Source organism: Ekhidna sp., from assembly GCF_039940915.1.
Taxonomy (GTDB): Bacteria; Bacteroidota; Bacteroidia; order Cytophagales; family Cyclobacteriaceae; genus Ekhidna.
The window spans coordinates 234,950-252,132 of the sequence record NZ_JBDVFO010000003.1 but is presented as its reverse complement, the minus strand read 5'-3'; the positions used below and the strand labels follow the sequence as shown (position 1 = coordinate 252,132).

Below are 17,183 nucleotides of genomic sequence, written 5' to 3'. Positions count from 1 at the left end.
ACCATCTCGTATTAAATTGCCAAAAATGCTGGATCGATATACCATAACACCAAAACCGGATGAGCTAGCGCTTGTTTTGGGAGCTGAAGTTCCTAACACGTACGAACCTCAATTTAATGCGGCACCCACTAAGGTATTACCTGTCATTACTAGCGTCAATCCTGAAAAAATTTCCTTCTTTAATTGGGGTTTGATGGCGCTATGGGCCAATAATAAGGCCATGAGTCCAAAATTTTTCAACCTTCCCATGGACTCTGTGATGAACAAACCCAGCTACAGGAAAAAATTAGCTACCCATAGATGTGTCATTCCCATGGATGGATTTTACCTCTGGAAACAAGTAGCCAAGAAGCAGCAAGTGCCTCATTATTTTTTTTATCCTGATAAAAAAGTCTTTTCAGTGGCTGGATTATGGGAAGAAGGGGATAATGGAACACTGTCATTCATCATGATAACGCGCCCATCAAACAATCAGCTAGCTGATTTTCAAGAATATATGCCTGCTATTTTAGATACTGCATCGACCAGACGCTGGCTCGAATCGGACAACAATGATGAATTGCAAGAACTCCTTAGCAAGGATCACAATGAAGAATTTTTATCGCATACAGTTACTCCTAAAATCAGGGATATTGAAGGCAATGATGTTTCATTCATGAAACCAGCTCCTGCTTCAGACCAGCACGGGAATTATACTTTATTTACATAATGCGTCAAAAACTACTATTTCTGGCTTTAATCATTGGCTCTTCATGCTACGTTGCTGAAGATGTCGCCCCTGATCAGCAGATTTGGGATTATTCATTTCCTGATGATCAAGGTATTTCCAGTCAAACATTGCTGGGACTCAACGAAAGAATTCAATTCAATCAGTTTTCTGAAATCAACGGACTCATCATCATAAAAAATGATCAACTGATTTTTGAAAATTATTTCAATAGAAAAGTCGATGATCTGGGGACAATAACTCGCCCGCCGACACTAAAAAATAGAGAGTTAGCAAGCAATATTGGAAATGCCAGCCTCATCTTTGCGCTATCTGCCATTGCCATAGCCGATGACAAAAGAATATTATCACTGGAAGACCCAATACATACTTACCTCCCAGCCTATTCCGACGTTTTTAATGATGATCCCAACAAAGAAGACATTACTATTGCTCATTTACTAGCACATAGAAGTGGATTTTCATGGAATGGCAGCTTTCAGCCGTTCAGCATAGAGAATGACATCAATCAGATGAAGCTTGCGAATGATTGGATACGTTTCATCCTTGAAAAACCATTGGAAGCTCCTGCCGGCCTACGTTACAACTTCAATGCAGGAGCCGGGCTAATTCTCTCTAAAATCATTGAAAATGCTTCTGGACAGGATTATGTAACATTTTTACGTGAAAACTTACTAGACCCATTAACCATTTCCTCATTTGAAATTGGTGTGGATCCGCAAGGCAATTTCAACAGTGCTGATGGCATTGCCGTCACATTGCTTGACTTAACCAAACTTGGTTATCTGTACATACAAGATGGTACCTGGCAGGGCCGCAAAATAATCGACCCCAACTTCATAGCGGAAGCAACGTCCGTTCAATCAGAAGTCTCAGGAACGCTTACTGCTGGTTACATTTGGAACTTCTTCGGAATAGATTTTTTAGCAAGTTTTGGCGTTCCACACAATGAAATATTCTACATATCTGGCGGAATAGGTCAATCTATTTATATAATACCGTCAGAAAACATGATTGTTTCTATCTTCGCAGAGAACTACTTTTTTGGATTTGTAAATCCATCATTAAACTTGTTCGCAGAAATTACGCATACGTTCATCTAATTCCCATGAGTTCAGAAAATGACCTTTTGCTTTTCCAGCAAGTGAAAAGTAATGACTTTTCTTCCTATGAAGTCATCTTCAAAAGGTACTATAAGGAGCTTTACCGCTTTGCATTCACCTATGTGCGAGACGGAACCATTGCTGAAGAAATGGCTCAGGAAGTCTTTTTATACATCTGGGAGAAGCGCGCGAATATTGAGATTCAGACCACCTTGAAGACCTACCTCTATTCGGCAGTAAAAAATAAATGTCTTAACTATATCAAACTGGAACTACCCAAGCAGCAGTCCATGGCTGATGTCAGTGAAGTATTGCTAAGTGTAAGCATACCCAAAAAGGATGAAGGTGAGAATGAAAAATTAAAGCAGTACATTCAATCCGCTGTTGATGCACTTCCAAAAAAATGTCGCAAAATATTCATGCTTAGCAGAAATGCAGGAATGACATACGAGGAGATCGCTGAAGAACTGGATTTATCGAAGAAGACCGTAGAAAATCAAATGGGAATAGCCCTCAAAAAGCTAAGAGAATCCCTTGAACACGTGTACAAACACTATAAGGAGCATATGTATTAAAAAATGTGAGAAAAAATTAGGGGTAGCCCCCCAGTTGATTGACTGATAAATAAGTATGGCGAAAGACCTGGAAGTATATAACCACCTCAACTACCAAGAACCGCCTTCTGAAAAGGAGGATGGGTTTGTTGAATTCTTATTTCAGCATACAGAAATGGATGCTCCTGAAATAGATGAAAGTAAAGCGTGGGATAAGTTGAGTCAAAAAGTCCACAATCCTAACAAGGGTTTCATGTGGATGAAAATAGCTGCTGCTGTGACTATTCTGGCAATACTTTCAATTTCGGTGTACTTGTACAATCCAACTCCCACTCAGCTTAGAGTCGCATCTGCTACTCAAAAAATGAGTGTCACCTTTCCTGATGGGTCTATCGGAATTTTAAATGCTAACTCAGCTTTCACTTATCCAGAAAAATTTGGAGATCAACGAAATGTCTCATTTGAAGGAGAAGCATATTTCGATATTCAAAAAAGTAACAAGCCTTTCATCATAGATGTAAATGGAGTGGATGTAACCGTTCTTGGGACTGCCTTTAACCTGATTTCCACTGAAAATGAGGTGAAACTCTATGTGGACAGGGGTTTAGTTGCTTTCGAAAAAGAAGGAAAACAAACACAGGTTCCTGCCGGGAATGAAGCAATTTTTGATCGAACTACGGCTTCAGTCAGCATTAAAGAAATGCCATCCGAAAACATCATGAGTTGGAGAAATGGTGTTTTTAACTTCGATAAAACTCCCCTTAGTCAGGCTTTGGATGAACTCAGCGAATATTACAATGTAGATTTTGAACTCTCGAATGAGAAACTTCAGAATTGCAGATTGACTGTGACATTCGATAAAGATCCTCTCAGTAAAGTCTTACAGACCATCAGCACAGCTCTTGGCGTGAAAACTTCGCGTAAGAATGACACTGTGAAAATTTCTGGTCAAGGCTGCTAAACCTAGCATATACCTTTCATTACTTTTGCAGGTGTGTTTGTCACCTGCTCTTCCTCTGTACGTACTTTACTAAGCATCATATTTTTGTGCTTAGCAGTCATGCTCTGTGCGCAACAAAATCCGCTTGATCAAAAATTAAATTTCTGGGGAGACATATCGCTATTCAAGGCGCTAGACTCGTTGAGAGCTCAAGAGTTCAATGTGGCCTATAGTGCGGATAAGCTGACAAATCAAACACTGGAAGTCGACAAGGGCACAACGGTAAAAGAGTTTCTTAGCCACTTAAAAGAGGACCTCATTGCTGACATTACCTACTCTGGCAATCAAATCATCTTATCGCCACATATCCCTAAAACATACACCGTACATGGTGTTTTGAAAAATGTCGAGTCTGGCGAGCATATTATCGGAGCAACTGTACAAGTACTGAATACAAGCCTTGGAACTACCACAAATGGATACGGGTATTATTCAATCACCCTGAAAGAAGGCGCTTACAATCTGCAATTTTCTCATATAGGATACGAGTCCAGAAAATCAGAAATTTCCTTATTTAGAACCACCTATTTAGAAGTTTCGATTCCACCTAAAATTACTCAACTGGAAGAGGTAGAAGTTTCTTCTATTTCGGATGACGTTAACCTTTCGGAAACAATCCCTTCGATCAATCGAATATCAATCGCTGGCGCAGATGGACAGATACCTTATTTTCTTGGTGAAGTAGATGTAATTCAAAACGCACTACTCAAACCAGGAATTAGAGCCATTGGTGAAGATGCCAGCGGTATCCATGTGCGCGGAGGTGGTGTGGATCAAAACCTCACGCTTCTGGATGAGGCCACAATCTATAACCCCAACCATTTTTATGGCCTTATTTCTGTTTTCAACCCAGAAGCTGTCAACAATGTGAGAATTATGAAAGGCTACATTCCTCCTTCGTACGGTGGCAGAACTTCATCTGTGATAGAGGTGAGACAAAAAGAAGGCAATGCGAACAAGACTAGTTTCTCTGGAGGCATTGGCATTCTATCGGCAAGAGCGCTACTGGAAGGCCCCATTCATGAAGGTAAAAGCTCGTATTTGATCTCCGGAAGGCAAAGTCTTCTCAATCTTTCCATTGATGATTTTGCAAGTACATCGGTACGAAGGAATAAGATTCGCTTTCAGGATTTAAACTTGAAATTGAACTTCAAATACAGCCAAGCAAGTACGTATTACCTCTCCGGATATATTGGCAATGATCGCAACATTGCCGGCTTAAATTCCACGAGAAACTGGGGAAATAGAATGCTCAATTTTAGATGGAACTATCTGTTCACCCCTCGATTATTTTCAAACATTTCGGCTTTTGTTTCCGAGTACAATTACAAAATTGAAAGTACAGAAGAACCCGGAGCATTCATCGGTAGATCCAAAATCGCTGATTACAGTATAAAAGGAGATTTGACTTATGTCCTTAGTCCCAGGAACGAACTTTCATTTGGATGGAGTGCCGTCTATCATAGATTATTACCTGGTTCTCGCGAACCACTTGATCAAAGTGCACGTACAAACCGTGTAGAATTAGAAAACGAGCAGGGATTTGAGACTGCTTTTCATATTAGTCAGGAAATTCAAGAGAATAACTTCACTTTCAATTATGGCTTTAGAATTAGCAGCCTCCACACGTTAGGTCCTGGAACAGTATTCGATTACAAAGATGATACACCCTTTGCGGACTCCACCATTACTGATACACTGAAATTTGAAAGTCTTGATCTCATAAATAAGGATTATAACTTTGAGCCAAGAATTGCGATAAACTGGAGAATTAATGAGAAATCATCCATCAAAACCTCTTTTTCCAGAACTGCCCAATATCTTCATTTAATCTCTAATACGATTTCTCCTGCTCCTACAGATATTTGGAAATTAAGTGATACCTATATCCCACCGAGTACGACCAATCAATATACAATTGGCTTTTACAAAAATCTTAAAAGTAACGTCTGGGAATTGTCTTCCGAAATCTATTTTAAAGACATCAACAATAACATTCAATATAAAAATGGAGCAGATTTAGTCTTCAATGAAAACATTGAAACGGAACTTATTTTTAGCCAGGCAAGGGCGTATGGCCTGGAATTATTCGTTAGAAAAAAATCAGGAAGATTGAAAGGATGGATTAGCTATACACTTTCACGTGCAGAAAGCCGAATTCCAGAGAACAATAGCACAAGGTTTATTCTCGAAAATCACGATAAAACTCACGATTTTGCCACCTCATGGAGTATGGAACTCTCCCCACGTTGGAGTGCTTCATCCAATTTTGTCTTCAACACTGGTATACCCGTCACACTCCCTACAGATAAGTATGTTTTTGAAGATCGTCTTGTCCCCCATTTCCAATTCAGGAACAATGCAAGATTGCCCAGCTATCATCGCCTGGACCTCTCGATTAGATGGAAGGGAAAGGAGTTTAAGAAGGACGGAACAAGAAGAAAGAATCGCGACTACTGGATTCTTACAATATACAATGTGTATGCAAGACAGAATGCCTATTCGTATTTCTATCGCGAATCACCAATAGATCCTGGTACAGCGCAAATTGTTAAATATTCCATTTTTGGAACAATTATTCCAGCAATCACATACAATTTTAAATTCTAAATGAATCGATTGATATACATATTGCTCATTCTATTTTTCAGCTGCGAGCAGGTTGTTCTGGTAGAGCTTCCTCCTTCGCAAAACCTGGTAGTGGTGCAAGGCTGGCTAACGGATTCTTTAGGTAATCAACCCGTTCGATTAACACGTTCAAATGGGTTCTCTGACAATGCTCTAGTCCCGGTATTGGAGAATGCTCAGATCATTGTACAATCGCGTAATGGAGCTGTATTCACCTATACCTATCAATCCAATGGGTATTATGATGCAGACACACCTTATAAAGGTGATCCGGGCACTGAATATCGTCTGAGGATAATATTAGAAGGAGTTGAAATTAGATCTGAATGGGACAAAATGCCTGAAGCTGTTTCTATAGGAAATCTACAAATTGATTCCTTTGAGGAGAATGATCCAGATAATACTGACCAGCAGATTACTATTTTTTATCCTAAAATAACAACTTCGGACCCGGTAAATCGGGAGAATTATTACCGTTGGGTCTTTTATAAAAACGATCAAATTTTCAATACACCTGAACCTATTACCATACAAAATGATCGCTTGTTTAACGGTAATCTAATTCCCAATAATTTTCAAATATTTGGATATGATTCGGGAGATGAAATGACCGTACAGCTTCAATCTATTTCATCAAATTCTCATGATTATTTATCCCTTCTAAAGTCTCAAATCACAACGCTTGGCACCTCCTCCGGAACCACTCCGGCGATAGTTAACGGCAATCTCTTCTATTTAGATGACAGTGATGAAATAGTGTTAGGATACTTCGGTACTGTTTCTAGCAGCGTGCAAACAATGAATGTGCCTTAAAATAACATTGGATTTTAGGGGTGCATTGGAAACGTTATGACTTAGTGATATGAGAAAGAAAATTACCCTGATTATTGCTTCTTTAATACTCGCCATTGTGGGAGTTAAAATTTCGAAGAAGATGAGAAAAATCTAGCATTCAGAGTGTTGAGATCTTTGAAAGCAAGCAGGCTGGAAACTTTTCTAGCCTTTTTTTGTATTGAAACTTTGAGGGGATAAAAGCAAACGGAGCGCCCTCACCAAAGCAACTCCGTTCTAATTCAACCAGCTATGGATTGTTTTTGAATTTCTTTATTGACTCAAGGTTAGCTAAGATTTTTGTAACAAATGAGCCTCATTCGTTCACCACTTTGAATTATTAGATAAACACTACTTTACATCCGATTAAGGGAATTTGGATTGAAATATTCCTAGAACAATAGGATTCCAATGCCTATTTTGAAGTTTTAGATAGTATTCTTCTGTGATAGTTTATTTGACCCATATGATAATTCAAATGTCCTTGCAAATGAATTAGGAAATAACTGATTGTCATAGCATGACCAAAAGGTTGTAATGGATACTCCTCACTAAAAGTGGAATCTTCAGCAGTCTCAAAATAGGCCTGAAGCGTTTGCTTTGTCTTTTCAATTTCGAGTTTTAGTTCTTCCATTGAAACCTTACCATTGAATTCGAAATCGCGTTTGCGTTCATAACCTGTTTTTGCTAAGACAGCTCCAATAAAATGCTGGAGATTTCCACATAGATGCATGAAGAGGTTACCAGCAGAGTTGCTTATCTTACCTACTTTTTCCCAAATAACGTCTTCACTTTCATAGGATTCTAATTCGTGCATGAGCCTATCCAAATCGCGACTGAACAAGTCTTTAAGTTCTGATGCTAGCATTATTCTTCAATTATAAATTCGATGGTATAAAGGTCGATGGTTTTTTCTTCAAATGTCTTGATCAAATCCTTTTTTATATCTCCCTGAATTTCGCATGATAATTGGAAATCTCGTTTGACAACATCGATTTCGAAATCCGTAATCAACCGTTCTACCAAACTCATAGCCTCATAGGCAAATTTCATAATGACTTGTTTGGTTTCATAAATCGCTTGTCTCTCTGCCTTCGACAATGCAGCTTCCGTAGCTATTTTATATGCATTAATGAGACCACCTACACCAAGCTTGATGCCTCCAAAATATCGTATAACGACTACCAAAACATTCGTCAACTCGGAAGACTTGATTTGTCCCAGAATAGGATCTCCAGCGGAATGGGCCGGCTCCCCATCATCATTGGCTCTCCATCTTTTTTCATCCATTCCAAGCATCCAAGCAAAACAATGATGCCTAGCGTCATAATATCTTTTCCTCAAATCATCTTGTATTTGCTTTATTTGATCCTCAGACGAGACCGGGAAAGCAAAGGCCAAAAACTTGCTTCCCTTCTCTTTATAGAGGCCTTCAGCTTGAGATTTAATCGTGTAGTAAGTACTCAAAGTTTAGAAAGTAGTTTTTTTGCTTCCTCCTCTACTTGCTGTGTTTCCGCGTATTTAAGTGAAAGATTTAGCGCATCTGTCGCTTCTTCGTTTTCACTTTTTTCCACCAATACTCTTCCCAATCCCAGGTACCCAAAGCTTTTAAAGAATTCTCCGTGATCTGGAATGGTGTCTCCAAATTCCAAACCCAGCCGATATGCATATTCCGCTTTCTTCTGATTCTTCACAATTTTTTCCTCGAAATAACCTAAAAAGACATAGCCTGCGAGCTTGTAATAGGCACTCTCATGAACAATCAAAGAATAAATCATGTCAATGGGGGCATTTTTGAAGTCCAAAGGGTTTGCCAGCGACTCTAGATATTTGGCTTTTGCGTAATAATTCTTGGGATACATGCGGCACAACTCTGAAAGATATATTTGTGCTTGGTTAGGGTCAAACTCATATCTGAGGTAGATATAGCTAAGGTAAACATGCGCTTCTACCTTTGTTAAAAATGATGCGGTACATGCCTCTTTCAATTGCTCCAATCCTAATTCTTTATCTCCGCTCCTAAAAAACCAAAGTAGTGGTTTATAGATTGGATGCTGTTCAGGATATTTTTCTCTAAAATAATTGTACAGACCTGTAGTCAATAGAAATTCAGGATGCTCATCCACAATTTCGAATCCCTTCTTCATGAGGCCATAGGCTCTATTTGCCTCTCCTACTGCCTTCATTGTGTGATCTCGATCCGCATAGTACTCCGCAAGTAATCCATAGGAAGCCATAGCAAAAAAGATCATTTCTGGGTCTTTCAAATTTGGGTCCTTTTCTTTGGCCAGGTAAATAGCCGAATCTAGCTGTACCTCCATTTTAGCGAACAGCTCTTCTGTGATTGTAGGAATATTTGCCCACAAAATGGTCATCGCCCGCATGAGTGGAATCACGGGGTGATGAGGAATGAAAACTTCCGCTTGTGCGACGTAGTACTCTGCCGAGTCTGGTGAAGCGTTGTAAATATGATCTGTCCCCTTTTTTATCAAATCCTGAATGTGCCCCGGCTCAAAAACCTGTGCAGAAAGACATAGACATGACGAGAGAAGCGCTAGGGTTAATGTTTTTCTCAAGATGAATAATTTAAGATTTTATTGCAAAAATCCAAGATGCAAGATAGCCTTCGATTTGAGCATTGGAAAGAGTGTCAAGCTTTAATTTTGCATGATATGCCATTACGTATTTACGATGCAATCGGTGAGATCCCAGATGATCTTTCACTTTCCTATTTTCGCAAGGGTTACTTCCAATCTCAGTCATATAGCCAGTTTATAAGTTATGCCAACGAAGATTTCTTCATTCCATTTGATATAACTCCAGAAAAGGCAATTAGTATACCAAGGAGTCCTTTTGGATCTGTCATTCGTCGAAATGAACATTTCAATCCTCCAAAAGATTTCATTGAAGCCATCATTTCAGATTTAAATAAAAGAGGTGCTAAAACAATTGAAATTACTCATCCATCTCAAATCTACCAATCACATATCTCTGAGTTGGATCTTGAAAAATCAGCATTCAAAGTGGCATTCAATGATATTAATCAACACATTGAACTTACTCCTGGCTGGGAAGAATCTATCCACAATATGCAAAAGCGGAAGCTTGAATCATTGGGTGGCGAAGGTTTCGAATTTAGAAAAATGGAAATCAATGAATTCGAAATTGCTCATAAGTTTTTATCCGTATGTAGACAATCTCAGGGTCTTCAGATTAATATCAGTTGGGAACATTTAAAGAAACTTATTGATTCCCTCTCTGAAATTTACGACTGTTTTGGCGTCTTTCGTGAAGAAAAAATTTCTGCGCTTTGCATCACAGTAAATGTGACATCAAATATCGCATACTACTATTTGCCAGCTACAAGCCCCATGTTTCGAGATAAGAGCCCAATGGTACTTCTGATCGCAGGAATGGTTGAATACTATCGAAGCAAAGGCTACAAGTATTTCGACCTGGGCGTCTCGTCTTTTCAAGGAAAATCGCAAGAAACGCTGAGGATTTTCAAAGAAAGAATGGGTGCTGCAGAAACGAATAAACCAACCTTTATAAGCTCTCCATAAGTAAACCCTCCAGATTTGCAATCCACTGTTGCGGAGAAAATCGATCCTGAATGCTCTTTCGAATACTATTTGCCTCGAAAACAGGATATTCTTGAGTCATCTGAAGAATACCTTCCGCCAAATCTTTCGCATTTCTTTCTGATAAATAGCCAGATTCTGGAAGAACAATTTCTTCTGGCCCACCACACTTTGTTGCTACCACAGGCTTTCCGCACGCCATGGCTTCCAACAAGACATTTCCGAAGGTTTCATACTTGCTCGGCAGAATTAAAAACTGACATTTTTGAATAAGCATCTTGACCTCTTCTCTATTCATTTCTCCAATGAGGCTGACTCTATCTCCCAACTCAAGTGCATTGATTCTCTTTTTCAGTTTGATTTCTTCAGAACCTGAACCCACAATCTTAACTCTCAGATGGGGAACTAGTGAAATCGCTTCAATTAATAAATCGAATCCTTTTTCATCTTCAAGTCTTCCAATTGATAGTGCGTAATCATCAGCTTTATTCCCATCGATTTGGAAAAAATCAAGGTCTACCGGATTATATATTGTTCGGGTGTTTTGAACCCACTTCTGTAGTTCTCCTTTCTGAAAATCGCTTGTGGTCGTAACCAGACTAGCCTGGTCTAGGGTAGCCAAAAGTTTGCTTTTCATCGCCCCAAGATCATTCAGCATCTTCTCAAACATAAAACCACCCAGCCGTATGTGCTGGTGAACTGGAACATCATACTTCCTGGACAGATAATCAGCTATAAGAATTCCCGGATAGCAAGCCTGAACCATGATCACATCCGGTTTTCCATTCTCAAGTGTATATCTCTGGTAGTTGAGTTCATTGGCACGGATAATCTCCTCTAGATTTCCTTTTCTAAACTTTTTGGTCCAGCTCAACGCTGGTTGATAATATTCGATAAATTCATCCTCAGATATCATATCAGCCTTATCCAATCCATGGCTACTGATTTTTTTAAAATTTCTGATGTGATCTTTTGCCCAAATAAGCTTTTCATCGGCTCCTTGACCCCATCTGCTCACACCGATAGTCCATTCCTTTTTTTCTCTTGCCATCATCGATACTTGCTCCCTAATAAATATACCGTAGGAGGGGTTTGATTTAGATGGATACCACGATGGAACGATAAAAAGATTCATTCCCCCGAATTTAATTGGTAAAAAAGTTCTAGGATGTGATATTACGAAAATGAATCAATTACCATTGGTTTCTGTCGTTTGTTTATGCCACAATCACCTTTCTTATTTAAGAGAGGCCATTCGGTCCGTTTTGACCCAATCGTATCCAACAGTTGAGTTGATTGTGGTTGATGATGGAAGTACAGATGGTAGTAAGGAGATGATAAAGGCTTTCATCAAAAACAAAAACATCCAATACATAGACATCCCATCTCCCATCGGTAATTGCGCTGCTTTTAATCTTGGATTCAAAAAAACGAAAGGTGATTACATCATTGATCTCGCAGCTGACGACCTATTGTTTCCTGAGCGAATTTTAAAGGGTGTAAACACATTCCTAAATTCCAATGCGGGTGTAACCTTTTGTGATGTACTGAATGTGGATGAAAACGGGGTGGAATTAGGAACACATTTCAAACGCTCTCACGCAGGTGAATTACAGGAGGCTGTACCGGAAGGCGATGTTTACATAGATCTCATCAAACGCTACTTCATTTCTCCTCCAGGAATGATGATGAAACGAGAAGTTCTTGAAAAACTAAATGGATATGATGAATCGCTTAGTTATGAAGATTTCGACTTTTGGATTCGGTCATCGAGAGAATGGACATATGCATTTACCGATGAGGTATTGGTACAAAAAAAACGCGTAAGCGGATCCTTATCTCAGCAGCAATTCAGATTCAAATCACGGCATCAACAAACTACGCTTAAGGTCTGTCAAAAAATAAAAGAGCTGAATGAATCCAATGAGGAAAATTCAGCTCTTCGCATGAGATGCTTGTATGAAATCAAGCAGTGCTTTAAGCAAGGAAATTGGAAATTGATTCTTGGCTTCTTTCGCTTGATAACTAAGTCCAATTAATTATGCAGAACTTCCCCAGTCACCAATAAAAGTGAACCATCTTTCCTTGAATCAATGACTTCAATCACTCATCAAAAAAGACTTCAATCACTCATATTTAAGTGTTTTGGCTGGATCCAATTTTGCCACTTTCAAGGTCTGATACCCCACGGTGAACAGAGAAAATACCAAAACAATGAGCAGTGACATTCCAAGCAAACCCCATGGAAAGCTGATTCGATACGCGTAGTTGTCTAACCATCCATTCATTAGAAAATAAATCAATGGGAATCCTACAAGCGACGAAAGTCCTACAAGCGAGAAAAAATCTTTGTAGAAAAGGAAGATGATTTGGCTTTCTGAGGCGCCGAGAACCTTTCTAACGCCTATTTCTTTCGATTTTTGTATTGACATGAATGAAGCCAACCCGTAAAGTCCAAGAATTGCTATAAAAACAGCCAGAATTGCAAAAACCATAAATGTATCACCGAAACTCCGGTCTTGGTCATAAAGTGCTTCAAATCGCTCATCAAGGAATGAATAGTTCAGTGGAGAATCACCATAAAATTCTTCCCATGTGGATTTGATATGATCCAAACCTGCCTTGTAGTTGTCCGATTTAAGTTCAATCACCAGATCATCAGCACTAAACCATGGAAAGTACAAACTAGGCTCTACCTGCTCTTTCAATGTGGTCCGATTATAATCCTTGACAACACCAACCAAAGTATACTTAGTATTTGTCTCCTTGGTACCAAATTGAAGTTTTTTTCCAATAACTGCATTAAAATCCGGAACGTCTAGTCTCCTTAAAAAAGCTTCATTTGCCATCACAGCTACCGAGTCTGACTTCATCTGCTCGCTAAAGTTTCTTCCCGCTACAAGTTGCATGTCCACAGCATTCAAGAATCCTTCGTCATTATACTGAATGTATGTAGTACCTTCTGTAGGTTCTGTATCTCCAACTATTCGCACAACTGTAGTCGTAGAGTTAATATCAGCGACATCTCCACCGGGAAGGTTAGAAGCACCTCCTACTGACTCAACGGCCGAATGGTTGGCCAATACTTTCTTAAAAGCTTTCAGCTTGCTATCAGCGGCTTGCTGTTCATCTTCAGTCTCTGCATCAAATTCGGGAACTGTAACATTGACTACCTGATCTACTGAAATCCCGATATCTTTTCCCTGCATATAATTTACCTGCTGGTAGATTGTAAATGTTGACGCAATCAAAATCAAGGAAGCAGCAAACTGCGCAATCACCAGGCCTTTCCTTAGGACAATGCCTTTTTTTGAATTTTGAAACTTTCCTTTAAGCACACTTATAGGCTTAAAATCAGACAATACGAGGGCTGGATAAAATCCAGAAGCGAAAGTGCCAATGAAAACAAAAGCAAGAATGGCCAGCAAGAATGGTGTTTGATCCCAAATGCTATCAAGTACTTCTTTGCCTACAAGCTGATTAAAGTATGGCAAAGTGAGCTCAGCCAAACCTATGGCTATTAATGCACTTATAAGATTCACCAAAAATGCTTCACACAAAAACTGTACAATGAGTTGCTTCCTAATGGCTCCAATTACTTTTCTCAACCCTACTTCTTTTGCACGCTCCACTGCTCTGGCGGTAGATAAATTGATGTAGTTTACCCATGCTATTACCAGTATAAATACAGAAATAATTATTAAAAAATCTACTGCCTTTTCGCTACCATGAATTTGGGGTTCGTACGTGAAATCCGATTTTAAGTGAATGTCTTGTACTGGATGCACATCTATTCGGGTACCATTGGTTTTCCAATCCTGATCTCTATCCAGGTCATTGATGTGCTCATTTACTACGTCATTAGCTTTGGCTTCTAGCACACGTAAATCAACTACTTTGTTGGACTTGATGTAGACGTAGTAATTGTTCCAATCCCAATTGTTATAATCATGTCCATCTGCCAGCGTCTTGTCGGAAAGCAGCATATTAAATGAATAGTGCGTATTGTCTGGAATATCCCTCAGAATGCCCGTTACTTTTAAAGAAGCTTTGTATGGCGAAACAATTTCCAGCGTTTTCCCCATTGCATCAGTGTCTCCAAAATACGCTCGGGCTCTACTTTCAGTCAAAACAACTGATAATGGTTCTGAAAGCATACTTTCTACATCACCTTCAAGCACAGGGTAATTAAACATTTTAAGAAAGTTAGGATCAGCTGAAATAGCAAATCTTTCTTTGAAGGATTTGTCAGCATTTCTGACAAGCAGGAAATCAAATTTCTTGGATACGGTATGCTGAATAATTTCAGGCATAGTCTCTTGCAATATTTTCCCGATTGGATAGGCGGCCATTGCATCCTTATCTGTATCTATTCCATTCTGCACTCTTACATTGGAAACCCTGTATATTTTGTCAGAATCTGGGTGAAAAGCATCATAGCTTTTTTCAAACTTGATGTATTCGTACATCAATAAGAAACTAGCTAGTCCAATGGCCAGTCCTATGACATTGATCGCCGTGAACATCTTGTGTCGAGCAAGGTTTCGTACGCTAACTTTAAAATAATTTCTAAACATGCCTGTGTCCTTTATAATTGAGTTTTTGAATATTGGTCTGAGTAAGGAAAGTCGAAAGAGCAGCATGATATCCAATAGATATCTCAGTTGAGTAAAGTGACTTCCCTCTTCAACATGGTCATTGTACAGCTCTTCCAGGTCGCCCTTTATATCTGGATAGAAATCTGGATGACAATACCATTTAAAAATTGTATCGGCTAATTTCTTAAGCATCTTATATAGCCGAAGGTGCTACATCTTTAAGGCTTAACTTCCCTTGTGCTTTTCCATTAAAAGAGTCTTCGTGGAAATCTCCAACAGCGGTACACTGGCGATTAATGATGATAATTCTATAAGAGCCTCTTCCTACTTCAAACTGAGCAACAATGTTTCCGTACCTCACATGCAGTTCATCATCGAGTACTTTTCCGTTTAAGAGTGTTTCGCTTGTCCGCAGAGCAAGTTGGATTTCTTCCTTTTTATTTTTGATCAAATCATCTTTGAGCAACTCTTCAATAATCGTTTTCCTCATCTTTTTAAGGTCAATATCCTTGAAGTTTGGGACATCATTTTTTTGAGAAAATGCTACTTGAGAAAGCAGCATAAATACAATTGACACTGCGGTTGATTTTAAGATATTTTTCATTTTGGTCCTTTTTTGTTTAACTAATTTTAAGATCTAATGCTACATCCGGGATAGCATTCCAAAGTTGGATTCTTACATCCTGTGAGTATTTCAAAGCTTCTTTGCCGTATGCAGTAATTTTAAAAAACCGCTTTGGTTTGCCACCCCTTTTTTGGTTAGATTCTCCTTGACGACTATCCAGATATCCTTTCTTTTCCATTCTTCTTAGTGCCGACTGCAGAGCCCCTACGCTTACCTTTCGCGTGAGTCTTTTTTCGATCTCTTCCTTAATAGCTACGCCATAAGCTTCATCAAACAATACCCCCACTGTGAGCAGTACTATTTCTTCGAATTCTCCAAGTTGATATTTTTTCATAAGGTCAATTTCCTAAATGTAGTATTCGTAAATAAAAACAAAAAGTTTCATAAATCTCCTAAATGTAGTATTGATATTAATAATTAGATTGAAAAACGAACCCTTAGTGGGGGGCATGTGTTATATAATCTCACTCGCAATAGTGAGTTAGGTTGGTTGTGTGATGGGGCCGTTCGTACTGGACGGCCCTTTTTATTTTCGATTGTCCTCAGTCCTCAGAATAGCAAGGTAGCTTTCGTATCTGAGTTCAGAAACTGCACCTCCTACCGCTTTTTTTACTTCACAACCTGGCTCATTTTCGTGTAGACAATTGTGAAACTTGCACTGACCCAAAAACTTTCTCATCTCGGGGAAATAATGAGATAATTCCTCATCTTCAATGTCAGAGAGACCAAGTTCTTTTATTCCTGGAGTATCAATGACTGAAGATCCACTTTCCAGAAAAAATAGTTCCGCAAACGTAGTGGTGTGAACGCCTTTGTTTGCGAAGTTTGATATTTCACTTACCTCTTGCTGAGCTTTCGGGATTAGTCGATTAATCAATGTAGATTTACCCGCCCCGCTGTGTCCGGCCAATAGGCTGGTCTTATTTCGAAATAGCTCTTTTACCTCCTCTTCAACGTCATTGTCAAACTGACATAATTTCACCGCATAACCAACGCTTTCATATATGGACTTGAGCTCTTCATATTTCAAAAGATCCTTCTCCGAATAAAGGTCCTTCTTATTGAAAAGAATGACACCTGGAATTCGAAAGCTCTCCAGTGAGATTAAAAATCTATCGATAAATCCCAGTGAAGTCCTGGGTCTTTTCAAAGTAACAATTAAAATGCCTTGGTCGATGTTGCTGGCAATAATATGATCATGTCCTTTCTTTCTGGGGCTTTCGCGAATCACGTAGTTTTCTCTATCGTAGATTTTGGTAATCACCCACTCTCCATCTACCTGCTCATTGGGATTTACTTCAACCCAATCACCTACAGCTATAGGATTGGTCAGCTTCTTTTCCTCGAGTTTGAATTTCCCCCTCAACCTTGCAACTAGTTTTTCTTCACCAGCCTTTACTTCATACCATAATCCCGTTGACTTAATTACAAGCGCTTTCACTAATTATCCTTCTGTTGTTGCAAGTACTAAAATGCACATAAATCAATAAAAAAGGCCGATCGCTAAGCGATCAGCCTTTTTATTTAGCCTTTGTT

Annotated in this window: 16 protein-coding genes; 8 read left to right on the top strand and 8 right to left on the bottom strand. The window is 39.1% G+C overall.

Going from position 1 to position 17,183, the window contains the following annotated elements:
• Positions 1–25 precede the first annotated feature (25 nt).
• The 6 genes from ABJF57_RS16075 to ABJF57_RS16050 all read left to right on the top strand — a co-directional run bounded on the left by ABJF57_RS16075 (position 26) and on the right by ABJF57_RS16050 (position 6,825).
• Complete coding sequence (locus ABJF57_RS16075; protein ID WP_462232351.1) at positions 26–709, top strand: SOS response-associated peptidase; 684 nt, start codon at positions 26–28, stop codon at positions 707–709.
• A complete protein-coding gene (locus ABJF57_RS16070; protein ID WP_462232350.1) occupies positions 709–1,830 on the top strand; it encodes a serine hydrolase domain-containing protein in 1,122 nt (373 codons plus the stop codon). The genes ABJF57_RS16075 and ABJF57_RS16070 overlap by 1 nt, the downstream gene beginning before the upstream one ends.
• 5 nt (positions 1,831–1,835) lie before the next feature.
• Positions 1,836–2,405 carry an RNA polymerase sigma-70 factor gene (locus tag ABJF57_RS16065; RefSeq protein ID WP_462232349.1) on the top strand — a complete coding sequence of 190 codons (570 nt, stop codon included), beginning with the start codon at positions 1,836–1,838 and terminating at the stop codon, positions 2,403–2,405.
• Positions 2,406–2,460: 55 nt separating this feature from the next.
• Entirely contained in the window at positions 2,461–3,345 is an 885-nt protein-coding gene (locus tag ABJF57_RS16060) for a FecR family protein (RefSeq protein ID WP_462232348.1), read from the top strand.
• A gap of 99 nt (positions 3,346–3,444) precedes the next feature.
• Positions 3,445–5,994, top strand: a complete 2,550-nt coding sequence (locus ABJF57_RS16055) for a TonB-dependent receptor (RefSeq protein WP_462232347.1) — start codon at positions 3,445–3,447, stop codon at positions 5,992–5,994.
• Complete coding sequence (locus tag ABJF57_RS16050; protein ID WP_462232346.1) at positions 5,995–6,825, top strand: DUF4249 domain-containing protein; 831 nt, start codon at positions 5,995–5,997, stop codon at positions 6,823–6,825.
• Positions 6,826–7,258: 433 nt separating this feature from the next.
• Here ABJF57_RS16050 and ABJF57_RS16045 read toward each other — a convergent pair whose 3' ends face one another.
• Genes ABJF57_RS16045 through ABJF57_RS16035 form a run of 3 tightly spaced genes read right to left on the bottom strand, consistent with a single transcriptional unit; the run spans position 7,259 to position 9,419 of the window.
• Positions 7,259–7,711, bottom strand: coding sequence for a DinB family protein (locus tag ABJF57_RS16045; RefSeq protein WP_462232345.1), 453 nt, complete (start codon positions 7,709–7,711; stop codon positions 7,259–7,261).
• Complete coding sequence (locus tag ABJF57_RS16040) at positions 7,711–8,310, bottom strand: IMPACT family protein (protein WP_462232344.1); 600 nt, start codon at positions 8,308–8,310, stop codon at positions 7,711–7,713. Before ABJF57_RS16040 ends, ABJF57_RS16045 begins: the two co-directional genes overlap by 1 nt.
• Entirely contained in the window at positions 8,307–9,419 is a 1,113-nt protein-coding gene (locus ABJF57_RS16035; protein WP_462232343.1) for a hypothetical protein, read from the bottom strand. Before ABJF57_RS16035 ends, ABJF57_RS16040 begins: the two co-directional genes overlap by 4 nt.
• 96 nt (positions 9,420–9,515) lie before the next feature.
• On the opposite strand from ABJF57_RS16035, the gene ABJF57_RS16030 reads away from it, so the two are divergent.
• Positions 9,516–10,406 (top strand): GNAT family N-acetyltransferase, encoded by an 891-nt coding sequence (locus ABJF57_RS16030; RefSeq protein WP_462232342.1) that lies wholly within the window; start codon positions 9,516–9,518, stop codon positions 10,404–10,406.
• Here the strand turns inward: ABJF57_RS16030 and ABJF57_RS16025 are convergent.
• Positions 10,390–11,559 (bottom strand): glycosyltransferase, encoded by a 1,170-nt coding sequence (locus tag ABJF57_RS16025; protein ID WP_462232341.1) that lies wholly within the window; start codon positions 11,557–11,559, stop codon positions 10,390–10,392. The genes ABJF57_RS16030 and ABJF57_RS16025 overlap by 17 nt on opposite strands.
• Positions 11,560–11,608: 49 nt before the next feature.
• Between ABJF57_RS16025 and ABJF57_RS16020 the strand changes: the two genes are divergently transcribed.
• Positions 11,609–12,463 (top strand): glycosyltransferase family 2 protein, encoded by an 855-nt coding sequence (locus ABJF57_RS16020; protein ID WP_462232340.1) that lies wholly within the window; start codon positions 11,609–11,611, stop codon positions 12,461–12,463.
• Between the two features lie 87 nt (positions 12,464–12,550).
• On the opposite strand, the gene ABJF57_RS16015 is transcribed toward ABJF57_RS16020, so the two are convergent.
• The 4 genes from ABJF57_RS16015 to rsgA form a co-directional block, all read right to left on the bottom strand.
• On the bottom strand, positions 12,551–15,214 hold the full coding sequence (locus ABJF57_RS16015; protein ID WP_462232339.1) for an ABC transporter permease: 2,664 nt from the start codon (positions 15,212–15,214) through the stop codon (positions 12,551–12,553).
• A 1-nt stretch (position 15,215) separates the two neighbouring features.
• Entirely contained in the window at positions 15,216–15,626 is a 411-nt protein-coding gene (locus ABJF57_RS16010) for a hypothetical protein (protein ID WP_462232338.1), read from the bottom strand.
• Positions 15,627–15,642: 16 nt separating this feature from the next.
• The gene (locus ABJF57_RS16005; RefSeq protein ID WP_462232337.1) at positions 15,643–15,981 is read right to left on the bottom strand and encodes a PadR family transcriptional regulator; all 339 of its coding nucleotides are present in this window, start codon (positions 15,979–15,981) and stop codon (positions 15,643–15,645) included.
• Between the two features lie 192 nt (positions 15,982–16,173).
• A complete protein-coding gene (rsgA, locus tag ABJF57_RS16000; protein WP_462232336.1) occupies positions 16,174–17,088 on the bottom strand; it encodes a ribosome small subunit-dependent GTPase A in 915 nt (304 codons plus the stop codon).
• Between the last annotated feature and the right edge of the window lie 95 nt (positions 17,089–17,183).

What these genes read in the sequence shown, in the direction of transcription:
- ABJF57_RS16075 (WP_462232351.1), top strand. Translation starts at nt 26, where the DNA reads ATGCTGGATCGATATACCATAACACCAAAACCGGATGAGCTAGCGCTT.
- ABJF57_RS16070 (WP_462232350.1), top strand. Translation starts at nt 709, where the DNA reads ATGCGTCAAAAACTACTATTTCTGGCTTTAATCATTGGCTCTTCATGC.
- ABJF57_RS16065 (WP_462232349.1), top strand. Translation starts at nt 1,836, where the DNA reads ATGAGTTCAGAAAATGACCTTTTGCTTTTCCAGCAAGTGAAAAGTAAT.
- ABJF57_RS16060 (WP_462232348.1), top strand. Translation starts at nt 2,461, where the DNA reads ATGGCGAAAGACCTGGAAGTATATAACCACCTCAACTACCAAGAACCG.
- ABJF57_RS16055 (WP_462232347.1), top strand. Translation starts at nt 3,445, where the DNA reads ATGCTCTGTGCGCAACAAAATCCGCTTGATCAAAAATTAAATTTCTGG.
- ABJF57_RS16050 (WP_462232346.1), top strand. Translation starts at nt 5,995, where the DNA reads ATGAATCGATTGATATACATATTGCTCATTCTATTTTTCAGCTGCGAG.
- ABJF57_RS16045 (WP_462232345.1), bottom strand. Translation starts at nt 7,711, where the DNA reads ATGCTAGCATCAGAACTTAAAGACTTGTTCAGTCGCGATTTGGATAGG.
- ABJF57_RS16030 (WP_462232342.1), top strand. Translation starts at nt 9,516, where the DNA reads ATGCCATTACGTATTTACGATGCAATCGGTGAGATCCCAGATGATCTT.
- ABJF57_RS16025 (WP_462232341.1), bottom strand. Translation starts at nt 11,559, where the DNA reads ATGAATCTTTTTATCGTTCCATCGTGGTATCCATCTAAATCAAACCCC.
- ABJF57_RS16020 (WP_462232340.1), top strand. Translation starts at nt 11,609, where the DNA reads ATGAATCAATTACCATTGGTTTCTGTCGTTTGTTTATGCCACAATCAC.
- ABJF57_RS16015 (WP_462232339.1), bottom strand. Translation starts at nt 15,214, where the DNA reads ATGCTTAAGAAATTAGCCGATACAATTTTTAAATGGTATTGTCATCCA.
- ABJF57_RS16010 (WP_462232338.1), bottom strand. Translation starts at nt 15,626, where the DNA reads ATGAAAAATATCTTAAAATCAACCGCAGTGTCAATTGTATTTATGCTG.
- ABJF57_RS16005 (WP_462232337.1), bottom strand. Translation starts at nt 15,981, where the DNA reads ATGAAAAAATATCAACTTGGAGAATTCGAAGAAATAGTACTGCTCACA.